General features: G+C 64.0%; 14 protein-coding genes and 7 pseudogenes. 7 read left to right on the forward strand and 14 right to left on the reverse strand.

Going from position 1 to position 21643, the window contains the following annotated elements; all coding sequences use genetic code 11:
- The first annotated feature begins 181 nt into the window (after positions 1-181).
- From NW75_RS10020 to NW75_RS10040, 5 genes are all read left to right on the forward strand, one after another.
- The gene (locus NW75_RS10020) at positions 182-1375 is read left to right on the forward strand and encodes a M23 family metallopeptidase (protein WP_010403942.1); all 1194 of its coding nucleotides are present in this window, start codon (positions 182-184) and stop codon (positions 1373-1375) included.
- 62 nt (positions 1376-1437) lie between these two features.
- Positions 1438-1779: an iron-sulfur cluster insertion protein ErpA gene (gene erpA, locus NW75_RS10025; protein WP_010403941.1), complete on the forward strand. Its 342-nt coding sequence runs from the start codon at positions 1438-1440 to the stop codon at positions 1777-1779.
- Between the two features lie 30 nt (positions 1780-1809).
- Entirely contained in the window at positions 1810-2580 is a 771-nt protein-coding gene (xth, locus tag NW75_RS10030) for an exodeoxyribonuclease III (protein ID WP_010403940.1), read from the forward strand.
- A gap of 41 nt (positions 2581-2621) precedes the next feature.
- Positions 2622-3422 carry a transporter gene (locus tag NW75_RS10035; RefSeq protein WP_033965044.1) on the forward strand — a complete coding sequence of 267 codons (801 nt, stop codon included), beginning with the start codon at positions 2622-2624 and terminating at the stop codon, positions 3420-3422.
- 182 nt (positions 3423-3604) lie between these two features.
- A complete protein-coding gene (locus NW75_RS10040; RefSeq protein ID WP_033965045.1) occupies positions 3605-3859 on the forward strand; it encodes a hypothetical protein in 255 nt (84 codons plus the stop codon).
- 63 nt (positions 3860-3922) lie between these two features.
- On the opposite strand, the gene NW75_RS10045 is transcribed toward NW75_RS10040, so the two are convergent.
- Positions 3923-5080: a GNAT family N-acetyltransferase gene (locus NW75_RS10045; protein WP_033965047.1), complete on the reverse strand. Its 1158-nt coding sequence runs from the start codon at positions 5078-5080 to the stop codon at positions 3923-3925.
- Positions 5081-5202: 122 nt separating this feature from the next.
- Between NW75_RS10045 and NW75_RS10050 the strand changes: the two genes are divergently transcribed.
- Positions 5203-6303 (forward strand): fatty acid desaturase family protein, encoded by a 1101-nt coding sequence (locus NW75_RS10050; RefSeq protein WP_033965048.1) that lies wholly within the window; start codon positions 5203-5205, stop codon positions 6301-6303.
- 83 nt (positions 6304-6386) lie between these two features.
- On the opposite strand, the pseudogene NW75_RS10055 reads toward NW75_RS10050, so the two are convergent.
- The 10 genes and pseudogenes from NW75_RS10055 to NW75_RS10105 form a co-directional block, all read right to left on the reverse strand.
- A pseudogene (locus NW75_RS10055) lies at positions 6387-8469 on the reverse strand (catalase).
- Between the two features lie 280 nt (positions 8470-8749).
- Positions 8750-9848, reverse strand: a pseudogene (lptG, locus tag NW75_RS10065) (LPS export ABC transporter permease LptG).
- A complete protein-coding gene (gene lptF / locus NW75_RS10070; RefSeq protein WP_171010578.1) occupies positions 9845-11056 on the reverse strand; it encodes an LPS export ABC transporter permease LptF in 1212 nt (403 codons plus the stop codon). Before lptF ends, lptG begins: the two are co-directional and overlap by 4 nt.
- A 90-nt stretch (positions 11057-11146) precedes the next feature.
- Positions 11147-13102, reverse strand: a complete 1956-nt coding sequence (locus NW75_RS10075; RefSeq protein ID WP_033965050.1) for an ATP-binding protein — start codon at positions 13100-13102, stop codon at positions 11147-11149.
- A 51-nt stretch (positions 13103-13153) separates the two neighbouring features.
- A pseudogene (gene spt / locus NW75_RS10080) lies at positions 13154-14416 on the reverse strand (serine palmitoyltransferase).
- Positions 14417-14420: 4 nt separating this feature from the next.
- Positions 14421-14663 carry an acyl carrier protein gene (locus NW75_RS10085; protein ID WP_010185174.1) on the reverse strand — a complete coding sequence of 81 codons (243 nt, stop codon included), beginning with the start codon at positions 14661-14663 and terminating at the stop codon, positions 14421-14423.
- Positions 14664-14723: 60 nt separating this feature from the next.
- A pseudogene (locus NW75_RS10090) lies at positions 14724-15627 on the reverse strand (NAD(P)H-binding protein).
- Positions 15628-15691: 64 nt separating this feature from the next.
- A complete protein-coding gene (proB, locus tag NW75_RS10095) occupies positions 15692-16804 on the reverse strand; it encodes a glutamate 5-kinase (RefSeq protein WP_033965051.1) in 1113 nt (370 codons plus the stop codon).
- 9 nt (positions 16805-16813) lie between these two features.
- A pseudogene (gene obgE / locus NW75_RS10100) lies at positions 16814-17856 on the reverse strand (GTPase ObgE).
- Between the two features lie 35 nt (positions 17857-17891).
- Positions 17892-18473 (reverse strand): TetR/AcrR family transcriptional regulator, encoded by a 582-nt coding sequence (locus NW75_RS10105; protein ID WP_033965053.1) that lies wholly within the window; start codon positions 18471-18473, stop codon positions 17892-17894.
- A gap of 56 nt (positions 18474-18529) precedes the next feature.
- On the opposite strand from NW75_RS10105, the gene NW75_RS10110 reads away from it, so the two are divergent.
- Entirely contained in the window at positions 18530-19390 is an 861-nt protein-coding gene (locus NW75_RS10110; RefSeq protein ID WP_033965055.1) for a metal-dependent hydrolase, read from the forward strand.
- A gap of 175 nt (positions 19391-19565) precedes the next feature.
- Here NW75_RS10110 and NW75_RS10115 read toward each other — a convergent pair whose 3' ends face one another.
- The 3 genes and pseudogenes from NW75_RS10115 to NW75_RS23735 form a co-directional block, all read right to left on the reverse strand.
- A complete protein-coding gene (locus NW75_RS10115) occupies positions 19566-20075 on the reverse strand; it encodes a hypothetical protein (RefSeq protein WP_156143016.1) in 510 nt (169 codons plus the stop codon).
- A gap of 358 nt (positions 20076-20433) precedes the next feature.
- A pseudogene (locus tag NW75_RS10120) lies at positions 20434-21188 on the reverse strand (phosphoadenylyl-sulfate reductase).
- A pseudogene (locus tag NW75_RS23735) lies at positions 21181-21632 on the reverse strand (DUF934 domain-containing protein). Before NW75_RS23735 ends, NW75_RS10120 begins: the two co-directional pseudogenes overlap by 8 nt.
- Positions 21633-21643 lie beyond the last annotated feature (11 nt).

The following is a 21643-nucleotide window of genomic DNA, read 5'->3' on the forward strand; positions in this document are numbered from 1 at the left end:
CCCAACGACTCGGCGCAACGATCAGCCGCTTCAACGTGACCTGTCGCGGAAGGCCTTGCCCGAGTGTCACAAACTCCGTCACACACTGGCCGTCCGGATGCAGGGGGGCTGTATGCGGGCGATAGAGGGGCGGGCGCTGGCGTTTTCCGGCATTCGCATAAAAATAGGTCGCCGGGGTCACATGAACTCAATTTCGATTGCGTCTGGCGTGCGGCTGGTGTCGCGCCTCAAGGCCTATTTCAAGACCCGCGACTTTATCTTTCATGATGGGCGCGACCTGAAGCGCTTCAGCCTCGGCGCGCGTGCGCAGGCCACGATGGCGGGGGTTGCCGGCGTTACGCTGTGCTTCTCGGCCTATGGCGTGGCGCAAGCCGCCGTTGGTGCGGTCGCGATGACGGGCATCGTCGGTGCACCGCTGTCGCCCGAAGCCAAGGTCGCCCAGATGCAGGTCCGCGTCCGCAAGATGCAGGCCGACGTCGCCTCGATCAAGGCCGCAGCGCAGGCGCATGCCAAGCGCGTCGAACAGCGCCAGGCGCTGCTGGTTGCGGTCGTTTCCGGCAAGGGTGATGTCGCCGCGCTGTCGCAGCCAACGCCGACGATCGATCCCAAGGCCGACGCGTTGGCCGCTGATGTCGTCGCACCGCTCAAGAAGGTCGAGCAGCAGCAAGTTGCGGTCGCTGCGCGCGCGCAGCGTGTTGCCGAACAGCGTTTTGTCCGCGCCGTCGCGCATGTCCGCAGCCTTGGTCTGGCACCGGAACGCCTGATGCCGCGCCAGCCCGCCATGGGCGGCCCGTTCGAAGCGGCGGATAGCGCGGCGGCAGAGGCCGATTTGCGCGCCGACACCCAGTTTCGCTCGCTGTTCATGACGTGGAAGAAGCTGGATACGCTGGAGCATGGCGTCATCGCGATCCCGTCGGCGCAGCCGGTCGAGCATCTGGCGTTCACCAGCAATTACGGCATCCGTTCCGATCCGTTCCGCGGGACCGCGGCAATGCATGCCGGTGTCGATATCCCCGGGCCGGTCGGTACGCCGGTCTACGCGACTGCCGATGGTATGGTCGATCGCGCTGAGCGTTCGGGCGGCTATGGCAATTTGGTCGAGCTCGACCACGGCAAGGGGATCCAGACCCGCTACGGCCATCTGTCCAAGATCCTGGTCGAGGCAGGCACGCGCGTGCATCGTGGGCAGTTGATCGCGTTGATGGGCTCGACCGGGCGTTCGACCGGGCCGCATCTGCATTATGAAGTGCGGATCGATGGCCATGCGGTGAACCCGGTGCCGTTCCTGCAGACCGCCGATTATCTGCTGGCGGCGCAGGATCGCTCGATCCACACGATCCCGGTGGCGGTGGGCGGCCCGGCTGCGGCGGACTGATTGGGCAAAACGTTGGGCGGCGCGCGGTTGCCGATCCCGGCACGAGCGCCTATCTCTTGCGCATGGATGCTATCCTCGCCCCCGACATCATCTTGACCCCATCCGCTGCCGCACGCGTTGCGACGATTGCGGCGAAACAGGGCAAGCCCGCTATCTTGCGTCTGTCGGTTGATGGCGGCGGTTGCTCGGGCTTCCAATATAAATTCGGTTTTGCCGAATCGGTCGACGCCGATGATGCGATCGCCGAGCAGGACGGCGTGCGGCTGGTGGTCGATTCGATCAGCCTCGATCTCGTGCGCGGGTCGGCGGTGGACTATGTCGAGGAACTCGGCGGTGCCGCTTTCAAGGTGACCAACCCCAATGCCGCGTCGGGTTGCGGTTGCGGTTCCAGCTTCTCGGTGTAACGTCCGCCCCGGACAAAGGGGCGCTGCCGCGTGAAGATCGTTACCTACAATATCAATGGCATCAAGGCGCGCCTGCCGCGCCTGTTGGAATATCTTGCCGAACAGCAGCCAGACGTGGTGTGCCTGCAGGAGCTCAAGACCAGCGACGAGACCTTCCCCGAGGCCGACATTCGCGCCGCCGGATATGGCGCGGTGTGGCACGGGCAGAAGAGCTGGAACGGCGTGGCCGTGCTCGCCAAGGGGCAGGACCCGATCGAACGGCAGCGCGGGCTGGCGGGCGAGACCGAGGATGATCACAGTCGCTATCTCGAAACCGAGGTAAACGGGGTAACGATTGCGTCGCTGTATCTGCCCAACGGCAATCCGCAGCCAGGGCCCAAATTCGACTATAAACTGCGCTGGATCGATCGGCTGGCAGCGCGCGCGCGCGACTTGCTGGCGGAGGAAACCCCGGTCGTGCTGGCGGGCGACTACAACGTCATTCCCAATGATGACGACACCTATTCGGTGCGGGCAATGCAGGACGATGCGTTGATGCAGCCCGAGAGCCGGGCGGGCTTTCGGGCGTTGCTCGCGCAGGGCTGGACCGATGCATTGCGCACGCGGCATCCCGGTGGGGGCGTATGGACCTTCTGGGACTATCAGGCGGGCGCGTGGCAGCGCGACGCGGGTTTCCGCATCGATCACCTGCTGCTGAGCCCGGTTGCGGCCGACCGTCTGATCGATGCGAGCGTCGACAAGGCCTATCGCGGGCGTGAAAAAGCAAGCGACCATGCACCCACTTGGGTAGAACTGCGTTAGACCCGCAACGGCCCGCACGGAGGTCGTGCGGAGGATGCTGCATGACGCTACGCTACGGGGGATTGGCGGCCATCGCGATGCTGGTGCCGGGCGTGGCACATGCCGAGGACCGAAGCTATTGCCCGACCCGGCCAAGCCTCGGCACGACTGCGTGCACGATCGCGCCGAAGCACGTCTCGGTCGAAACCGCGATCACCGACTGGACGCTCGACAATCAGCCCGATCGGCGTACCGATACGGTGTTGCTGGGGGACACGTTCGTGCGCGTCGGAGTCACCGATACGATCGAGGCGCAATTCGGCTGGACGCCCTATGGCCATGTCCGCACCCGCGACAAGGCGACGCAGGCTGTCGAAAATGCCGGGCGGGTTGGCGATGCGACGCTGGGGTTCAAGGCGAATCTGCTGCATCCCGACGGCAATGGGGCGTCGATTGCGGTGCAGCCCTTCGTCAGCATGCCGGTTGGCCGCACGCCGGTGGGGGCGGGCGATTGGGGCGCGGGCGTCATCGTCCCCGCGACCTTGGATCTGAGCAAAACGGTGAACTTGGTCACCACCAGCGAGGTCGATGCCGCCGTCAATCTCAGCGGCCATGGTCGCCATATCGCCTATTCGGAAGTCGTCGGTGTCGGGGTGAAACTGCCGCATCACCTGACCTTCACGCTGGATAGTCAGGTGCTACGGGACGAGGATCCCGAGGAAAAGACCACACAAGTGCTCGGATCCGCTTCACTCGCGTGGAAGGCGAGGAAGGATCTGCAATTCGACGTGGGCGCGGTCGCTGGCCTCAATCGCGCGGCACCGGACATGGAACTTTATGTCGGGATTTCGCGGCGCTTCTGACCCGTGCCCATCCCATCAAATCGGACGAGTTCCCGAAAGTTGGCGGGCTTTGCTATTCATTTCCGGTTCAATAATATCGATAAGTCTCTGAAAATACGTCCTTTCAGTGTTTGGCATGAGTAATGCACTAACACGGTTGCGGGCCGACCACCGGAACCCGCCGATCTAGCGGAGGACCGACCATGACCACCCTTTTCCTGATTGCCTCGAGCGCCTTGCTGAGCGTCACCGCATCGCCCGTCGTTGCACGCGATGCCAAGCCCGTTGCTGCCGAAAGCCAGCCAGTGGGATCGACCCAGCGTGCGCCGAGCGAAAAGGCCGCGCAGAAATACTGCGTGGTGGATACCGTTACCGGCTCGCACCTGTCCCATAAAATTTGCAAGACGCGGCAGGACTGGATCAGCCAAGACGGTTTCGATCCGCTCGCCAAGCGGTGAGCGCAACGGGGTTTCGGTGCCGCGATCCTGCGCGGCACCGCACCCCGGCGGCAGGCACGGGCGCTACAGCGTCTTGCCGTAGATCCAGTAGCGTTTGTTGATCGTGCATTCGATCGCTTCGGCGATCGAGCGCATGCCTTGATTGTCTTCCAGGATCCAGCCGATCTCGCCGCGCGTGGCTCCATAATTGGCGACCGACGCCTGCTTGATATATTCGATCATCATGAAGGCGAGCTGGCTTGCCAGGCGCGAGGATTGCAGCTCTTTCAGCACCCCCATCAGCGGCACGCGCATCGTTTTTACGCGCGGCCGACGCAGCCACAGCAGCAGCTTTGCCCAGCCGAACGGCAGCAAATTGCCCCTGAGCGGCATGATCGCCTCGTTGAGATCGGGCAGCGTGATCATGAAGGCGACCGGCTTGCCGTCGACTTCCGCAATGCGGATCAAGTCGTTGAACACGATCGGCTTCAGCTTGACGCCGACATCCTTGATCTCGGGCGGCGTCAACGGCACGAAGCCCCAATTGTCCGACCAGGCATCGTTTAGGATCGTCAGGATGATGGCGGCTTCTTCGTCGAACTTGGTCTTGTCGACGTTGCGGATACGGATGCGCGGGTTTTTCTCGCCCGAGGCGATGATTCGCTGCAGCAGCGGCGAAAACGGCTTGGTGATATCAAGCTCGTAAGTCAGCAATTCCTTGACCTGGGTATAGCCTGCCGCCTCGATCCAGCCGCGATATTCGGGCTTGGCATGGCCCATCATGATCGTCGGCGGGTGATCGAACCCCTCGACCAGCAGGCCGGGCTCTTCCCAGATCGACATGCTGATCGGGCCCAGCACGCGCGTCATCCCCTGGTCGCGCAGCCATCCTTCGGCAGTGGCGATCAGCGCCTTTGCGATATCGCCATCCTCGGCGTCGAGCAGGCCGAACTGGCCGCAGCCGGGGCCGAAGCCCTTGCCCGGATCCATCTCCAGCGCCAGGGTGTCGATATGCGCGGAAATGCGACCGACCACCTTGCCGTCGCGCTCGGCCAGGAACAGTTGTGCCTTGGCATGGCTGAACCAGCCGTTCTTGGCGGGGGTGATCAGCCCGAGCGCTTCGCCTTTCAGGGGCGGCACCCAGTTGGGATCGTTGGCGTATAAGCGGAAGGGCAGGTCGACGAAGCGCTTGCGATCGGCTTTGCTGTCGATCGGGCGAATGGAAAGCGGAGCGTTGGCCACGGGCAGGTCACCTCAAGGAAAGCGAGCGAGCAGTCTCGCGTGCAGCGGCTGGTGTCAAGCGTGCCACTAACCCCCTGTTGCTGCCACCATCTAGCCACTATCTTCCTGCAATGGCGCACTCCATGAACACTTCGCTTTCCCTGCACCGCAGCGCTGGTGTGCCCGCTGGCATCGCGCCGCGCGTGCGATTGTCGACGATCGCCGATGACAAGGCGATGCTGCGTACCGCTGCGGAACTTACCCGAGATTTGAACGCGCCCAACCCGGCGATCTATTGGACCGATCTGCTGGTCTCGGCGGCGATCGGCTACGGTGCGCTGGCGATCGCGCTGAGCGTCGATGCGGCCGGATGGGTGATCGTGGCGGGCGTGGTCGCGGTGCTGGCGCTGTATCGCGCGGGCAGCTTCATCCACGAAGTGACGCACATCCGACACACCGCGCTGCCGGGCTTCCGCCTGGGCTGGAACATCATTGCCGGGGTTCCGTTGCTGGTGCCGTCCTTCATGTATGAAGGCGTCCACAATCTGCATCACGCACGCACGCGCTATGGCACGAGCGAGGACCCGGAATATCTCCCGCTGGCATCGATGAAGCCGTGGACGTTGCCGGTGTTCATCCTGACCTCGATGCTCGCGCCGGTCGCGTTGCTGGTGCGCTATGCCGTGCTGACGCCGCTGTCGCTGGTTATCCCCGGCATGCGCCGCATTCTGATCGAGCGCTATTCGTCGCTGTCGATCAACCCGTCCTTCCGGCGTCGCATGCCAGAGGGCGCGGCGGCCGCGCAGTGGCGCTGGCTGGAGGCCGCGTGCAGCGCCTGGGCGATCACCTTGGTTGTACTTGTCGCGACCGGGGTGTTTCCGCTCGGCAAGTTCGCGATTCTGCTGGCGATCACCTCGGGCGTCTATGTGCTCAACCAGGTGCGCACGCTGGTCGCGCATCTGTGGGACAATGACGGCGAGGTGATGACCGTCACCGCGCAATATCTCGATTCGGTCAATGTGCCGCCGCCCGCCACCTTGCCGCTGCTCTGGGCACCGGTCGGCTTGCGCTTTCACGCGCTGCACCATTTGCTGCCGGGCGTGCCCTATCATCACCTGCTTGAGGCGCATCGCCGCCTGAGCGCCGCTCTGGGTGTCGAATCGCCGTATCACAAAGCGAACTATGCTGGCTTGCCGGGCCTGGTTGCACGGCTGGTGCGCAGCACGATGGCGCGCCGGGCCTAGGCCCGGTGCCCTGATCCCTGCCACATGCGAAAACGGCTGCTGCAAGATCCCTTGCAGCAGCCGTTTTGCATTTCAGGCAACGTTTAAGCGAGGGTGCGCACCTTCGGCTCGCGGTCCCAATAGCGGCGTTTGGCGGCTTCGACGAAGCCGCCGAGATCGGTGATGCCTTCGTCCGCCTCGACCCCGGCCTTGTCGAGCAGCGGTTGTGCCGCAGCACTCGCGCCGATCGCCTTGAGATGGCCAAAGGCATCCATCACCCATTGCACCGCCGCCGCTTCCTTCAGCAGCATCGCGCAGCCCTCCTTGGATAGCACCACCGCGCAGGCGTCGACCGTCACCGAGGGCTGGCCGGCCAATTGCGCATCGGCCTTCACCGTGCTGCCGTCCGACAGTTTTACCGCGCCGACCTTGGGCGCGATGGTCAGCGGGTGACCGCCGGCGGCCTTTGCTGCCTTGGTCACTTGGTCGAGCTCGCCCGCATCGCTGCCATCGGCGAACAAAATGCCGACCGTCCGCCCTTCGAGCGTCGCTTTCTCAAGCGGCCCGCGAATGATGCGGAGGGCAGGCGAGGGCTCCATGTCGAGCACCGGTGCGGCAGTGGCGGAAGCTTGGGCAGTTTCATCCCCAGACCGTCCGCGACTCGCTGCGCCAGATCCTCGTCGACGTTGCGCAGATTCGCCATCATCGCGATGCGGATATGCTCGATCGATACCTTCGACAGTTCGAACACGAAGGCCGAGGCGATATGCGCTTGCTCGGCCGGGTCCATCGACCGGAAGAACAGCCGCGCCTGGCTATAATGGTCGGCGAAACTTTCCGGACGGATACGCAGCTTCTGCCCTTCCTCGTCCGAGGCAAAGGTCTTGTAGCCATTTGCCGGGTCCTCGCGGGCACCACCGGGTTCGCCCGCCTGGGCCAAGCTGTTGGGCTCATAATTGGCGCGGCCCTTAGGCACCTGCATTTGCATATGGCCATCGCGCTGCTGGTTCAGGAACGGGCAACCCTCGCGCCCCTTGGCCGCATTGATCGGCAATTGGTGGAAATTGACCGAGCCGAGCCGCGACAATTGCGTGTCGGTATAGCTGAACAGGCGGCCCTGCAGCAGCGGGTCATTGGAGAAACCGATGCCGGGGACCACATGGCTCGGCACGAAGGCCGCTTGTTCGGTCTCGGCAAAGAAATTGTCGGGATATCGGTCTAGCACCATCTTGCCGACGATGCGCACCGGCAGCACTTCTTCGGGGATGATCTTGGTCGCGTCGAGCACGTCATACGGCTGGCTGTTGGCGAAATCCTCGTCGAACAATTGCACGCCCAATTCCCATTCGGGATAATCGCCCCGGCCGATCCGCTCGAACAGGTCCCGGCGGTGGAAATCGGGGTCGGCACCGGCGATCTTGACCGTCTCGTCCCAGATCGTCGAGGCGAGCCCGGCTTTGGGCTTCCAGTGGAATTTGACGAAGGTGCTCTTCCCCTCGGCCGAGATGAAGCGGAAGGTGTGCACGCCAAAGCCTTCCATATTGGCCAGCGTGCGCGGCAATGTCCGATCCGACATCGCCCATAGCGCCATGTGCGTCGCCTCGGGCATCAGCGAGATGAAATCCCAGAAGGTATCGTGCGCGGAGGCCGCCTGCGGGAAGCCGCGATCGGCCTCCATCTTCACCGAATGGACCAGGTCGGGAAATTTGATCGCATCCTGGATGAAGAAGACGGGGATGTTGTTGCCGACCAGATCCCAATTGCCCTCGCGGGTATAGAATTTGACCGCAAAGCCCCGAACGTCGCGCGGGGTGTCGACCGATCCCGCACCCCCGGCGACCGTGGAAAAGCGCGCGAACACTTCGGTGCGCTGGCCCTTCTTCTGGAACAGGTCGCGCAGGTGATGTCGGCCAGGCTGTCGGTGCATTCGAAATAGCCGTGCGCTGCGCTGCCGCGCGCATGAACGATGCGTTCGGGGATGCGCTCATGGTCGAAATGGTTGATTTTCTCGCGGAAGATTTCGTCTTCCAACAGCACCGGGCCGCGTGCGCCCGCCTTTAACTGATTCTGATTGTCGCTGATCGGGATGCCGTGGTTGGTGGTCAGTACCGGATGCTCGTCATCCGCCACCTGATGTGTTTCGCCGCCATTGCTGGCGTTCAGGGCAGTGTCCTTGGTCATGATCATCCTCGCCTTGTGCGGGGATCTAACGGCCTGAAAGCACAACAGGTTTCGGCGTGCGTGAATTAAATGCCGCTGCGCTCGCCTTATCGTCCGTTAGGGGCTGTCTGGCGGATCGGTAGCGTGACCGATACGGGCTCAAGCGGGACGGAGAGGAGCACCGCCACGGACAAGATGCCGATCACGACCATCACCCACGCGCGATCACGGGCATCGCGAATAACTTGAACGACACAATAAGCAGCGACGGCAAGGAGCGCGATGCTCCACCCCAATGCCATCGCCGCTATTCCTCGGTGCGGATCAGCACCGCTTCGCCGATCATGAAGAACAGCAGGAACGGGGCCCAGGCCGCGAGAAAGGGGGGATAGGCACCGAGATTGCCCATCGCCAGCGCGAAATTGTCGGCGACGAAATAGAGAAAGCCGAGCATCATCCCGATCACTGCGCGAATGAACAGCTTGCCCGATCGCGCCAGACCGAACGCCGCGACCGCGCCCAGCAAGGGCATCAACACCGACGACAAGGGCCCCGCCAGTTTGTGCCACATGGCCCCCTCCAGCGCCTTGGTCGGGCGACCGCCCGCTTTCAGATCGGCAATCGCATCGCGCAGCGCGCCGAACGACAGTCCGTTCGCATCGATGCTCGACAGCGCGAACTGATCGGGCCGGACATCGCGGGCGATGATCACGGTTCCGACATTCGCCACCTTTCCGCTCGCAACGTCAAAACGTTTTTGCGGGACCGACTTTCCAGCCGTCCGCGACCCGCACGCCTTCCTTGGCGGTGATGATGCCAACCATATTGCCACCGGTGCGATCAAACAGCGTGATACCCGACAGCCGGGTCGCATCGCCGCGTCCCCGGACCTGGTCGACTTGCAGCAGGTCGTCGCCATCGCGCACCCACACGTTGGTGCGGTCGCCCCGGTCTACCGGCACCGGGCCGTATTCGACCTTCTGCCATTGATCGAGCGTGGCGGTTGCGCGGCTGACGATACGGTCGTTGAAGGTGAAGGAGATGAAGGCAACGCCGAGGCTGGCGATCAACAGCGGTGCCAGAACCTGATGCGCCGACATGCCCGATGCTTTCAGCGCGATCACTTCGCTATTCTGGTTGAGCGTGGACAGCGTGATGATCGTGCCCAGCAACACCGAGAAGGGCAGGAATTGCGCGATGATCTCAGGGATCCGCAGCGATAGATAGCGCAGGATCTCCGGCTGGCCATTGCCGGCATGGGCCAGAATGTGGCCCGATTCGGTCAGCAGGTCGAGCGCCTGCAGCACCAGCACCAGCATCATCAGCACAGCGAACGTGCGCGTGAGGAACATCTTGCCCATATAGAGCGCAACGGTGCGCGAGGGGAAAAGGTCGAGTGCGGTCATGCCGCCGCTTCCTTCGATCGGTTTGCGTCGCGCCTGCCGGGCATCAATCTGCCAATCGCCTTGCCAAGCTTGGAGAAGACCCGTTCGAGCGCGCCGATCGGCTGCCCGCCGGGTACGAAGGCGATGGTATAGAACATCCAGAGCGTCAGCCCGGTAAACACCGTGAACGGGATCCAGATCGCCAGCACCGGATCGATCTTGCCCAGGCCCCCCACTGCCTGCGCATATTCGTTCACCTTGTGATAGGCGACGATCATGATAATCGCGAGGAACACGCCGAGCGCCGAAGTCGAGCGTTTGGGTGGGATGCCGAGCGCAAGGGCAAGCAGCGGCAGCACCAGGATCGAGAGCACTTCGGCAGTGCGGAAATTGAACGCCGCACGGCTGGTGTCGCGTTCCTCCTTGGTGGAATCGTGGTCGGTGCCGACCTTGACCAGTTCCGGCAGGGTCCGCTCGAGATTTTCGCCGCCGCGAATCCGGAAACTCTCGGTTTTGGGCAAGGAAATCGGCAAGCTGAACGCCGTGAACCGCAGGACCCGTGGCGACGCGACGCGCGCCTCGGTTCGGATCAGCGTGCCATCCGTGAGGCGGAAGATGATCTCGTCGGGATTGTCGATCGCAAAGAACTGCCCGCTGGCGGCGGTGACGGCGATCGAGCCACCCTTGCCGTCATCGCGGCGCAGGAAGATGCCCGAGAGCTTGCGCCCATTGTCATGGCTCTGCTCGATCCTGAGCGTCATGTTGTTGCCGAAATGGGTGAATTCGCCAACCTTGATCGACGCGCCCAGCGCGCCGGTGCGCAATTCGAAGCGCAACTTCTCGTAATTGTAACGAGCATCGGGCTGAACAAAGCCGACGATGGCGAAATTGAGCAGGCCGAGCGTAATCGCGTACATATAGGGGACGCGCAGCATCCGCGGATAGCTCATGCCGACCGCGCGCATCACGTCGAGTTCGGATGAGGTCGCCAGCTTGCGGAAAGCGAGCAGCGTGCCGAGCAACAGCCCGACCGGAATACCCAGCCCGACATATTCCGGCAGCAAATTGGCGAGCATCCGCCACACCACGCTGACCGGCCCGCCCTCGGTCGCCACGAAATCGAACAGGCGCAACATGCGGTCGAGCACCAGCAACATCGCAAAGATGACCAGTGTGGAGAACAGCGGCACCGCGATCAGTCGGGCCATGTAGCGGTCGATGGACTTCATGATGGGAGGAAGCTGGCCTCTGGCCGGAGGGGAGGGGGAACCCGCATTATGCGGCTATATCGGTGCGCGCGCCGTCCGTCAGCTACGAAATCATTCGGCGGCGACGGCGGTGGGCGCGGCGCGTGCCGATCGCGCGTCCAGCGCTGCGGCAATCGCCCGTTCGAGCCCGGCCAGGGTAAAGGGCTTGCGCAGCACGTGATGGCCGCCAAATTCGACCTCACCACCGGCTTCGCCCGCATAACCGGTGACAAACAGCACCGCCATATCGGTGTGGCGATGCTGGAGCGCCGCGACCATTTCGGGGCCGGTCTGCCCCGGCATCAGAACGTCGGACATCAGCAAGTCGACGTGCGCGAGCTGATCGAGCGCCGCCGGTGCCGCGAGCGGGTCGCTGCAGGCAACGGGGCGATGGCCGAGTTCGCGCAGGGCACCGATCGTCGCGGTCAGAACGCGCGGATCATCCTCCACGACAAGGATGTCCAGCGTCGGGGTATTGGGCAAATCGATCGCCGCGTTTTCGGAATGCGGCTCAGCGACGGTGCCGTCCGCATAGCGCGGGAGATAGATCGTAACCGTGGTGCCCCGTCCGACTTCGGAGCGAAGTCCAACCTCGCCCTCGGCCTGCCGCACGAAGGCGAAGACCTGGCTGAGGCCAAGGCCCGTGCCTTTGCCCGCAGGCTTGGTCGTGAAGAAGGGTTCGAACACACGTTCGAGCAGCTCCGGCGTCATCCCGCAGCCGGTGTCGGTAACACTCAGCGCGACATATTCCCCCGCGCGGCAAGTGCCGACCGCGCCCTCGGCAAGCGTCTCGGCGGCAGCGGTAATGGTCAACTGGCCACGCCCGTTCATCGCGTCGCGGGCATTAACGGCAAGGTTGAGGACGGCGTTTTCAAGCTGGTGCCGATCCGACCGCACCAGCCATGCCGCGTCATTGGCGGCGTTGACCGTAACCTTGATGCCGTCGCCCAGCGTGCGGTCGAGCAAGTCGGACATGCCCTTGACCAGCGCCACCGGTTCGATCGGCTCCGATCGCAACGCCTCTTCGCGCGAGAAAGCGAGCAACTGCCGGGTCAGTGCGGCGGCGCGATTGGCACCGTCGGCGGCATTGTCGATATGGCGGCGCGCGGCGGCGGGATCGCTATCGATCTGCCGCTTGGCGAGTTCGAGACCGCCCAGAACGACCGCCAGCATATTGTTGAAGTCGTGCGCGATGCCGCCGGTCAATTGACCCACAGCTTCCATTTTCTGGACCTGGCGCAACTTGCTTTCCTGCGCCAGCAGCACGGCGGAGGCGCGGGCGACCGCCGCTTCCAACTCGACGGCGCGGTCACGCTCGGCCTCGGCCTCGGCGCGGGCGGTTGCGCGTTGACCAAGCGCGGTCACCGTCAGCCAGCCGAGCGCAATCGCCCCCAGCACGAGCAGCACGCCGAACACCGACAAGGCGCTGGCAATGCCGCTCGATCGCGCGACCGAACTCATCGCGTCACCGGTGCGACGGGAGAGCAGCGTGCGTTCCTGTGTCCCGATCCGGTCGAGCAACGTGTCGATCCTGGTCAGCGACGGCGATTCGCGGGTCTTGTAGAACAGGGCGAGCGCCTGGGCGTTCTTGCCATACAGGGTGCTGCGCGCGGTCAGCGACAATTCCTCGCGGCGCGCTTCGAAGGCTTGGCGCAATTGCTTGAGCAGCACTTGCTGTTCGCGATTGTCGTGCGTGATCTGGTCGAGGCGCGCCAATTGTTGCCCGGCCAATTGCCAGTCGGCCGAATAGGCCTGGCCAAGCGTGGTATCGGCGCTGATGACATAGCGGCCGAGTGCCGCCTCGGCATGGGCCATCGTCCCGGCCAGATTGGCCGAGAGGATCATCACCTCGTAACTGTGCGTCTGCAATTTCAGCGCGCGGTCGCGCTGACGGTTCGCCTCGGCAAGCGTCAGGTTGAGCGCGACCAGCACCAGCGCACCCAGCACCGCCACCACGACCAACGTGACGGTGCGCCAAGCCGCGCCAGGCGGGTCCGCTTCTGTTGCCTCGGCCACTGTCCCGCTCATGTCAGCTTTTTAGCCCAAGCGAGCATTTTTGAACAGGCGGCGGACAGGCGGTCAGCCGATTGCACCGGTGGCGCGCCCTGCAGCGGCGAACATCGTCAGCACCGTGGCGATTTGCTCGGGCGTATGCTCCGCGCAGAGCGAGCAGCGCAGCAGATAAGTGCCAGCCGGGGTCGCCGGGGGGGCGCGCCATGTTGACGTAAAGCCCGCCTTCGAGCAGCGCCTGCCACATTGCCACGGCCTGTTCCTGGTCGTTCAGGATGATCGCGATGATCGCGCTGTCGGGGTTTTCCGTGCCGAGCTTGAAGCCAAGCGCCTTCAGGCCGCCATGCAGCGACCGGGCATTCTCCCACAATTGCTGCCGTTTCTTGTGCGCATGCTTGAGCTTGCGGATCGAGGCGGCAGCGGTGGCGACGACCGACGGCGGCAGCGAGGCGGTGAAGATATAGGGACGGCAGGCGAGGCGAATCGCCTCGAACTTCGGATGGTTGGAAATGCAGAAACCACCGACGGTGCCGACCGATTTGGAGAAGGTGCCGACGACGAAATCGACATCGGCTTCGCAGCCTTGTTCCTCATACACGCCGCGGCCATTGGGGCCGTAAAAGCCCATCGAATGCGCTTCGTCGCTGAGCACCATCGCACCATGCTTCTTGGCGACGGCGACCATTTCCTTCAGCGGCGCAATGTCGCCGAGCATCGAATAGACGCCCTCCAGCACGACCAACTTGCCCGGCTCCTTGGGCAGGCGACCGAGCCGCTTGTCGAGATCCTCGACGCTGTTGTGGCGGAAGCGGACGATCTCGGCATTGCCCTGCTGGCAGCCGTCATAGATCGAGGCATGGCTGTCGGCATCGAGGATGACATATTCGCCCTTGCCCGCGAGCGTCGAGATCATGCCGAGATTGGCCATGTATCCGGTCGAAAGACGATCGCGCCCGACACGCCGTAGAAATCGCGCAGCGCATCCTCGACCTCGATATGGTCGCGGAAGGTGCCGTTGAGCATACGGCTGCCATTGGTGCCCGACCCGAACTGGTCGAGCGCGGCGTGGCCAGCGGCGATCACGTCGGGGTCGAAGGTCATCCCCATATAATTATAGGTGCCGAGCAGGATGGTGTCGCGCCCTGCGATGACGGCCTCGGTCGGGGATTTCACCTGCTCCATCACGATCGCGAACGGATCGGTCACACCGGTGTCGATCAGCGCCTGGCGTTCGGCGATCAACGCGTCGAACTTCGACATCAGGTCGCGCTCGGGCGCGATCGTCGCGGGATCGGCGGGGAGGTTTTCGGTCACAAGGCCGGCATCGCTCATCGGATCAGCCCTTCAGCTTCGCGACGGCATCGACCAATTGGCCGACGGTTTCGATTTCCGCCTGCATGTTCATGGTGATGATGATGTCGAATTCATCCTCGATCGCCGCGACGAAATCCATCACGGTCAGGCTGTCCCATTCGAGGTCGCCCTGAAAGGTCGTCGCGTCGCTCAGCGTTACGCCCTTTTTGTTGAAGGGTTCGATCTGCGCGGTGACGGTATCGTAAATGGCCTGGCGGTCGCTCATGGTCAGTCCTTGAAGTGTTGTATCGCTGTGCCGCCAAAATGCGGCGGCTTTATAGCACGCCTATAACAAGCCGTTCGCGCGATACCATGCCGCCGTTGCGGCAAGCCCTTGTGCGTCGGCACCTGCGGCACCCAAAGCGCCGGGTCGGGGCGCTTGGAGGGGGAGGCAGTCCAGTCCGGATGGCAGAGATAGCGACGCGGTCGGCGGTCAGCTTTGCGGCCTTGCCGCGGAATATCTGGTCGACATGGGCGGCAAGCGACAGGATCGCCTTGGGCAGCGCCACCGGCAGCACCTTGTGGCCGACCGCGACACCAACCGCGCGGGCCAATTCGGCGTAACTCCAGCCGCCCGGTTGGCCATCGTCGGGTTCGTAGATTTCGTGGGAGGGGCCTGCCTCGGCAAGCGCGAGCAGCAAGGCAGCGACATCGCCGACCTCGATCACCGATACGCGGCCCGCCGGAGGAAGCAGCGCGATCCCCATCCTGGCCATGCGGAACAGGTCGCGCATTTCCATGTCGCCGGGGCCATAAATGGCGGGCGGCCGCACCATCGCCCAATCGAGGCTGGACTTGGCGACGACGCGCTCGGCTTCATCTTTGGACCAGCCATAGATGGACAGGCCCGGTTCGCGCGCCGCCAGTGAGGAGACGTGGACGAAGCGGCGGGCATCGGCGCGCTCGGCGGCATCGACGACCGCTTGCGTTCCCGCGATATTTCCTGCGGCAAATCCGGCTCGATCGGGTGCGTTGACGACACCGGCGACGTGAATCACCGTGTCTGCCTCGGTTACCAGCCGATCAAGCGCTGCGGGCGTGTCGAGTGCGCCCTCGATCCACATCACGCCAGCCCGTGCGGGTTGCGGGCGACGGGTGAGCGCCCGCACCTCATGCCCGGCGGCGAGCGCGAGATCGATCAGCCGCGATCCGACAAAGCCGGTGCCGCCGGTGATGGCGAGGATGGTCACAGCTTTTGTCCCCCAGGTCCTTCCCCGGCCTCCGCCAAGGAAGGGGTTACGGCCAGGCTCACTTTCACACCAGCGCCATATGGTTGCGGTGGATGAGTGCCGCGCGCGGGGCATAGCCGAGGATCGCGGCATGTTCGTCGCTACGCTTGCCGGTGATCGCGGCGGCGTCGGCGGCATCATATTCGCTGAGGCCGCGGGCCAGCGTCCGCCCGTCCGGCCCGACGACCGACAGCAAGTCCCCGCGCGCAAAGCTGCCCGAAACCTGCGTTGCCCCGGCGGCGAGCAAGCTCTTGCCGTCGGCCAGCGCGCGCGCCGCGCCTGCGTCGATCATGATCTCGCCTTTGGCAGTGAGTCCGCCCGCCAGCCAGGCCTTGCGTGCGGGTGCGGCACGTTCGGCGGCGAACACCGTACCACGCGCGGTTGCGTCGAACGTGGCGAGCGGATGCTCGGCATGGCCGGAAACGATCGCGAGCTGTGCGCCGGCAGCGGTGGCAATGCGCGCGGCGGCGATCTTTGAGACCATCCCGCCAGACCCCATGCCCGATCCCGATCCGCCATCGGCCATCGCCTCGATCCGCGCATCGATTCGCTCGACGCGCGGGATCAGCGTGGCGTCGGGGTTGGTGTTGGGGTTGGCGTCGTACAGTCCGGCGACGTCGGACAACAGGATCACGCCCTGCGCGCCCGCCGCCTGCGCCACCCGCGCGGCGAGCCGGTCATTGTCGCCGAAGCGGATTTCCTCGGTGGCGACGCTGTCATTTTCGTTGATCACCGGCACCACACCCAGCGACAGCAGTCGCCCGAGCGTGGCGGCAGCGTTGAGATAGCGACGGCGGTCCTCAAGGTCATCGAGCGTCACCAGCATCTGCGCTGCGGTCAGCCCCTCTGCTGCTAGCAATTCGGCCCAGACGCCCGACAGTGCGATCTGCCCGGTAGCAGCGGCGGCTTGTGCATCTTCCAGGCTGGCGCGGCCGCCCTTGGGCAGCTTCAACCGCCGCGCCCCCAGCGCAATCGCGCCCGACGACACCACCGCAATTTCCTGGCCCAGGCGAGCGCGTGCGGCGATGTCGGCCACCAGGCTCGCCAGCCATGCCCGCCGCACCGTCCCATCGGGCGCGACGAGCAGCGACGAACCGACCTTGACGATCAGGCGTGGCGCGGAGGCGGGGGAGAACATGCCGCTATCTCAAACAGGCGACCATTCGCCAGGTGGCGTGTCGTCGTCGCGCGCGGGGGCACCTTCGGCCGGGCCGATCACCTCAATCAGCCGGTCGACAACTGCCTCAATGCCAGCGCCGCCCGCGCCCGACATCGGCAGCACGTCGGCCTTGCTCGCGCGCTTCAGCTTGGTGACGAGCTTCTTCACGTCGGCGGGATCGAGCGCGTCGATCTTGTTGAGGCCGATCACTTGCGGCTTGTCCACAAGCCCCGCGCCGTACGCGTCGAGTTCTGCACGGACGATCCGGTAGTTTTCCACAGGGTTATCCTCGGTCGCATCGACCAAATGGAGCAACACCTTGCAGCGTTCGATGTGCCCCAGGAAGCGGTCGCCGATCCCGGCCCCGTCCGCTGCGCCCTCGATCAAACCGGGAATATCGGCGACGACGAATTCGCGATTGTGGCGGCTGACCACGCCCAATTGCGGGCGCACCGTGGTGAAGGGGTAGGCACCGACCTTGGCCTGCGCATTGGTCACGGCGTTGATGAAGGTCGATTTGCCGGCATTGGGCAACCCCACCAGCCCCGCATCGGCGAGCAGCTTCAGCCGCAGCCACACCCACATTTCCTGATAGGGCCAGCCCGTGCCGTGCTGGCGCGGCGCGCGGTTGGTCGAGGTCTTGTAGGTGGCATTGCCGCGGCCGCCATCGCCACCGCGCAGGAACACGACGCGCTCGCCGGGAACGGTGAAATCCGCCAGCACCTCTTCCTTGTCCTCGCTCAGCACCTGCGTGCCGACCGGGACACGGATGATGAGGTCGTCGCCACCGGCACCGGTGCGGTTCGAGCCCGATCCGCCATGCCCGCGCGCGCGCGGAAATGCTGCGTGTAGCGGAAGTCGATCAGCGTGTTGAGACCGGCGACGGCCTCGAACACGATGTCGCCGCCCTTGCCGCCATTGCCGCCGTCGGGGCCGCCATATTCGATGTACTTCTCCCGCCGGAAGCTGACGGCACCGGGGCCGCCCGCGCCCGACCGGACGAAGATCTTTGCTTGGTCAAGAAAATGCATGACCGCTCTTTAGCGGAAATTGCGATTTTAGCCAGTCAGGCTGGCAGCACGCTGCGCGAGGCGATCAAAGCGCGCGTCGCGATGGTCCGCGCGGCCTCCGGCGGCAAGCCCAAAGCGCTCGCCATCGCCTTGCCGAGCAGTGCATCGCCCATCGCCATCAGCACGAGCTGGAGCGTGTCCTCGTAGATCAGCTTTCCCGAATCCTCATCCTCGGCCAGTTCGTCGACCAGGCGGTGGATCGCGTTGAGCACGGGGTCGAGCGCATCGTGATTGCCGGACAGGATCATCCAGGTCGCCATCGCCCCCGCGCCGTGGGCAAAGGCGTCGAAGGTGAGATCGACCACTTCGCGCGGATCGGCCTCGCCCACACGGGCGCGCTTCGCCGCCGCGCCGATTTGTGCGGTGATCGAATCCGCCAGATGCGTGATCAGCGCCTTTTGCAGGTCCGCTGCCGAGCCGAAATGATGCAGCAGATTGGCGTGCGTCCGCCCAATCCGCGCCGCCACTGCCTTTAGCGTAACCGCTTGCGGACCCTGTTCGACCAGCAGCGCACGTGCCGCCTCGATCGCGGCGTCCCGTGACTCTTCCGGGGTAAGCCGTTTGCGCACTATTGACACGAGTGTAAGTAGCTCATAGTTTCAGACCTGTTCTTCCCTGCTGTACGGAGTTTCCCGTGGCGAAAGCAACAAGTCCTGCAGATCTGTCGATTACACCGCGTGATTTGCGCTTTGGGCGCGGCACGGCGATGCGGCGGTGGTGGCTCAACAATGATCCGTTTGCGACCGCCTTCTACAACGCGCTGTCGGTGACCTTCCCCAAGGGCGAGGGCTTTTTCATCGAAAGCGTGCGCAATTTCCGCGAGGGCACGCCGCCGCGCCTGCACGCGGAGATTCAGGCGTTTATCAAGCAGGAGGTGATCCACACGCGCGAACATGTGGCGTTCAACCGTCATGTCACCGATCAGGGCTATGACGTGACGCTGTTGGAGGGCCATATCGACGAGGCGCTGGCGCTGACCAAGGGACGTCCGCCGATCGCGAGCCTGGCCGCGACGATGGCGCTCGAGCATTTCACCGCAATGCTTGCGCATCAATTGATCGCCGATCCGCGTCACCTGAAGGGCGGGGACGAACAGGCGGCGGCCTTGTGGCGCTGGCATGCGGCCGAGGAGATTGAGCATAAGGGCGTCGCCTATGACACCTGGCTCCACGCGACGCGCGACTGGTCGCGTTGGCAGCGCTGGAAGATCAAGGCCTTCGTGATGCTGGGCACGACGCACAAGTTCTTTGTCGGGCGGTACAAGGGTATGCTCGAACTGCTGCGGCAAGACGGGATTACCGGTGCCCGGGCGCATTTCGGGATTCTGTGGTATGCGCTCGGGCAGCCGGGGATGGCGCGGAAAATCCTGGGGGCGTGGCTCGCTTTCTTCCTGCCCGGCTTCCACCCGTGGAAGCATGACGACCGCGCGTTGATCGCACTGGCAGAAAGTGATTATGCGGCGGCGGTGTTGCCGAGGGCGGTTGTTGCGGCTTGAGGGAGCGGGTGAGGGTTAGGAACGGTTCGGGAAGAGGGCTCGAACGAAAGCGCTGAACGGCATGATCTGGTGGGAAGCCGTCGGACTGCTTCCGGATCAAAAATGCCGATCGCCGACTTTCAGCTTTCCCACCTGAAGCCCGTTCACTCTACACCGGCTGGTAACGACCATTTTCTTAGGTAGCTTTGCGAAGCCGGGGCTTGATGCGGTTCGCAAAAATGGTGATGTCGGTCGCAAATGCTTCGTTGATCAGTCCGGCGGCGGCAGCCACGCTCACAGGATCGCTCTCGATCTTCTGGGGAAAAGCAGGCATTTTAGTGCGGATGCGGTCGCTCGACTTTAAAGTGATTGACTCTCCTGCCGCGAAATCTCGGAACGTAAAGAAAGCTAATATGTCCTTGCCATAGAGGGGGTGCCGATTGAACATGATCTGATCGACGCGAAACTCGTAATAGCAGGCCGCCCGGGATTCCGTATTACGCGTGCTCGACTTCCAACGAGCATCGATCGGATCATGATATACAATCTCGGTATCGGCAGCGAGACCGAAGGCCGCGCGAAGATCGAGCTTTTTGAACCGCTCGACCTGCTGGGTTGGATTCAGAAGTGCGGTTAACACCGCTATCTGCTTGTCCGTTTTACCGGCCATTAAAGCCGGAATAACGCCGCCTGCCCAACTCGCCATTGTGGCACCGTCTAAACGGTTTGTCGGCCATACGTGCATTTCGCAGGGCTCGGCGACAGCTGGAGAAGCCCAGATAGGATCGCCGATGTCATTACTGCGATGAACGTTTGTCGGCTCATGGTGCCCCCGGCGCTGGATGTGAATGCTCGTTATTCAATTGCCCGTTGCTCGGCTATAGCAGTTGGACCCGTCGCATGCGCAATGTCGATGCGCTTCCGGCACCTTCAGAACGCTCGGGCGATTACATCAGCGCCCCACGTGATGGCGAAAGCGCGAACGTCCGCAGTCGGGAAGTATAATCGGCCGGTTGAACGTCCGCAATTGGCGCTTGTCGACTGATCGCTAAAACAGTCCAGCCCTAAAACACCGGCTCCTCGCCCGGTTTTTCGGGCACGTGAATGCCGCATTCGACCTTTTCCCAGCCGCGCCAACGCCCGCGCGCGGGTCTTCGCCGGGAAGCACCTTGCTCGTGCACGGCGCGCAGCCGATCGAGGGATAGCCCTCGGCCTCGAGCGGGTGGCGCGGCAATTTGTGTTCGGCGAAATAGGCGTCGAGCCGCGCTTTGTCCCAATCCGCGAGCGGATTGAACTTCAAGCGGCCCTCATCCTCCTCAAAGCGCGGCATCGCCTGGCGCGTGCCCGCCTGGAAGCCCTTGCGGCCCGAAATCCACCCGTCGAACGGGCTGAGCGCGCGGCGCAGCGGCTCGACCTTGCGCAGGTCGCAGCAGCCGTCCGGATCGTAATTCCAGCGCAAGCCCGTGCCGTCCTTGGCCGCGAGCAGGCGGGGATCCGGCCGGAACACGCGCAGGTCGGTGAAGCCGAGCTGCTCCGACAGTTGGTCGCGATAGGCCAGCGTTTCCCCGAAGATCTTCTGCGTGTTGAGGAAGATCACCGGAATATCGCGGTCGATTTGCGCGATCAGGTGGAGCAGCACCGCGCTTTCGGCACCGAACGACGATACCGCCGCGACGCGCCCTTTGAGTTCACCGGTCAACAGTTCGCCCAGCATCTCGCTGGTGCCGACCCCGGCAAAACGCGCCTCCATTGCCGCTGCGTCGGCGGCGGAGAAGGGCGTGACGTCGATCAGGTCGAGCTTGCGCGCGGTGCTAGCCATGCCGCAGCGCCCAGACCGGCACGCGCCCGTCAGCGGCCTTTTTGATAAACGTTTTTCGTAGCGCGTAAGCGCGGCTTCGAGGGTTGCGGGATCGATCTCGGCTTGCGGCGCGAAGCTGTCAAAGCCGCAGCGCTTCATCAGCGGCATCTGGTCGACCAGCACATCGCCCTGCGCGCGCAATTCGCCGGTATAGCCCGCCTCGCGCAGCACGCGCGCGGCGGAATAACCCCGGCCATCGCGGAAGCTGGGGAAGCTGACTTCGACCAGCGCGATCCGGTCGAGATAGGGCAGCAGCGCGCGCGCATCGTCGCCCGCTTCGAGCCGGACGGCGGTGGCGTTGGTCTGCGAGTCGAGGAACGCGTCGAGCGTGACGGCGGGCTCGTCTGAAATCGCGTCACCCCGGCGCAGGCCGGGGTCGGCCTGGGGGTGCTGGGGTGTGTCCAACGGGGCGCGGC

The organism is Sphingomonas sp. Ant H11 (assembly GCF_000797515.1).
Taxonomy (GTDB): domain Bacteria; phylum Pseudomonadota; class Alphaproteobacteria; order Sphingomonadales; family Sphingomonadaceae; genus Sphingomonas.

Bases quoted from the DNA above. Each gene is read 5' to 3' on its own strand.
- NW75_RS10050 (WP_033965048.1), top strand. From the start codon at position 5,203: ATGAACACTTCGCTTTCCCTGCACCGCAGCGCTGGTGTGCCCGCTGGC.
- lptF (WP_171010578.1), bottom strand. From the start codon at position 11,056: ATGAAGTCCATCGACCGCTACATGGCCCGACTGATCGCGGTGCCGCTG.
- NW75_RS10085 (WP_010185174.1), bottom strand. From the start codon at position 14,663: ATGAGCGACCGCCAGGCCATTTACGATACCGTCACCGCGCAGATCGAA.
- NW75_RS10020 (WP_010403942.1), top strand. From the start codon at position 182: ATGAACTCAATTTCGATTGCGTCTGGCGTGCGGCTGGTGTCGCGCCTC.
- erpA (WP_010403941.1), top strand. From the start codon at position 1,438: ATGGATGCTATCCTCGCCCCCGACATCATCTTGACCCCATCCGCTGCC.
- proB (WP_033965051.1), bottom strand. From the start codon at position 16,804: ATGTTCTCCCCCGCCTCCGCGCCACGCCTGATCGTCAAGGTCGGTTCG.
- NW75_RS10040 (WP_033965045.1), top strand. From the start codon at position 3,605: ATGACCACCCTTTTCCTGATTGCCTCGAGCGCCTTGCTGAGCGTCACC.
- NW75_RS10075 (WP_033965050.1), bottom strand. From the start codon at position 13,102: ATGAGCGGGACAGTGGCCGAGGCAACAGAAGCGGACCCGCCTGGCGCG.
- NW75_RS10115 (WP_156143016.1), bottom strand. From the start codon at position 20,075: ATGGCGAGTTGGGCAGGCGGCGTTATTCCGGCTTTAATGGCCGGTAAA.
- NW75_RS10035 (WP_033965044.1), top strand. From the start codon at position 2,622: ATGACGCTACGCTACGGGGGATTGGCGGCCATCGCGATGCTGGTGCCG.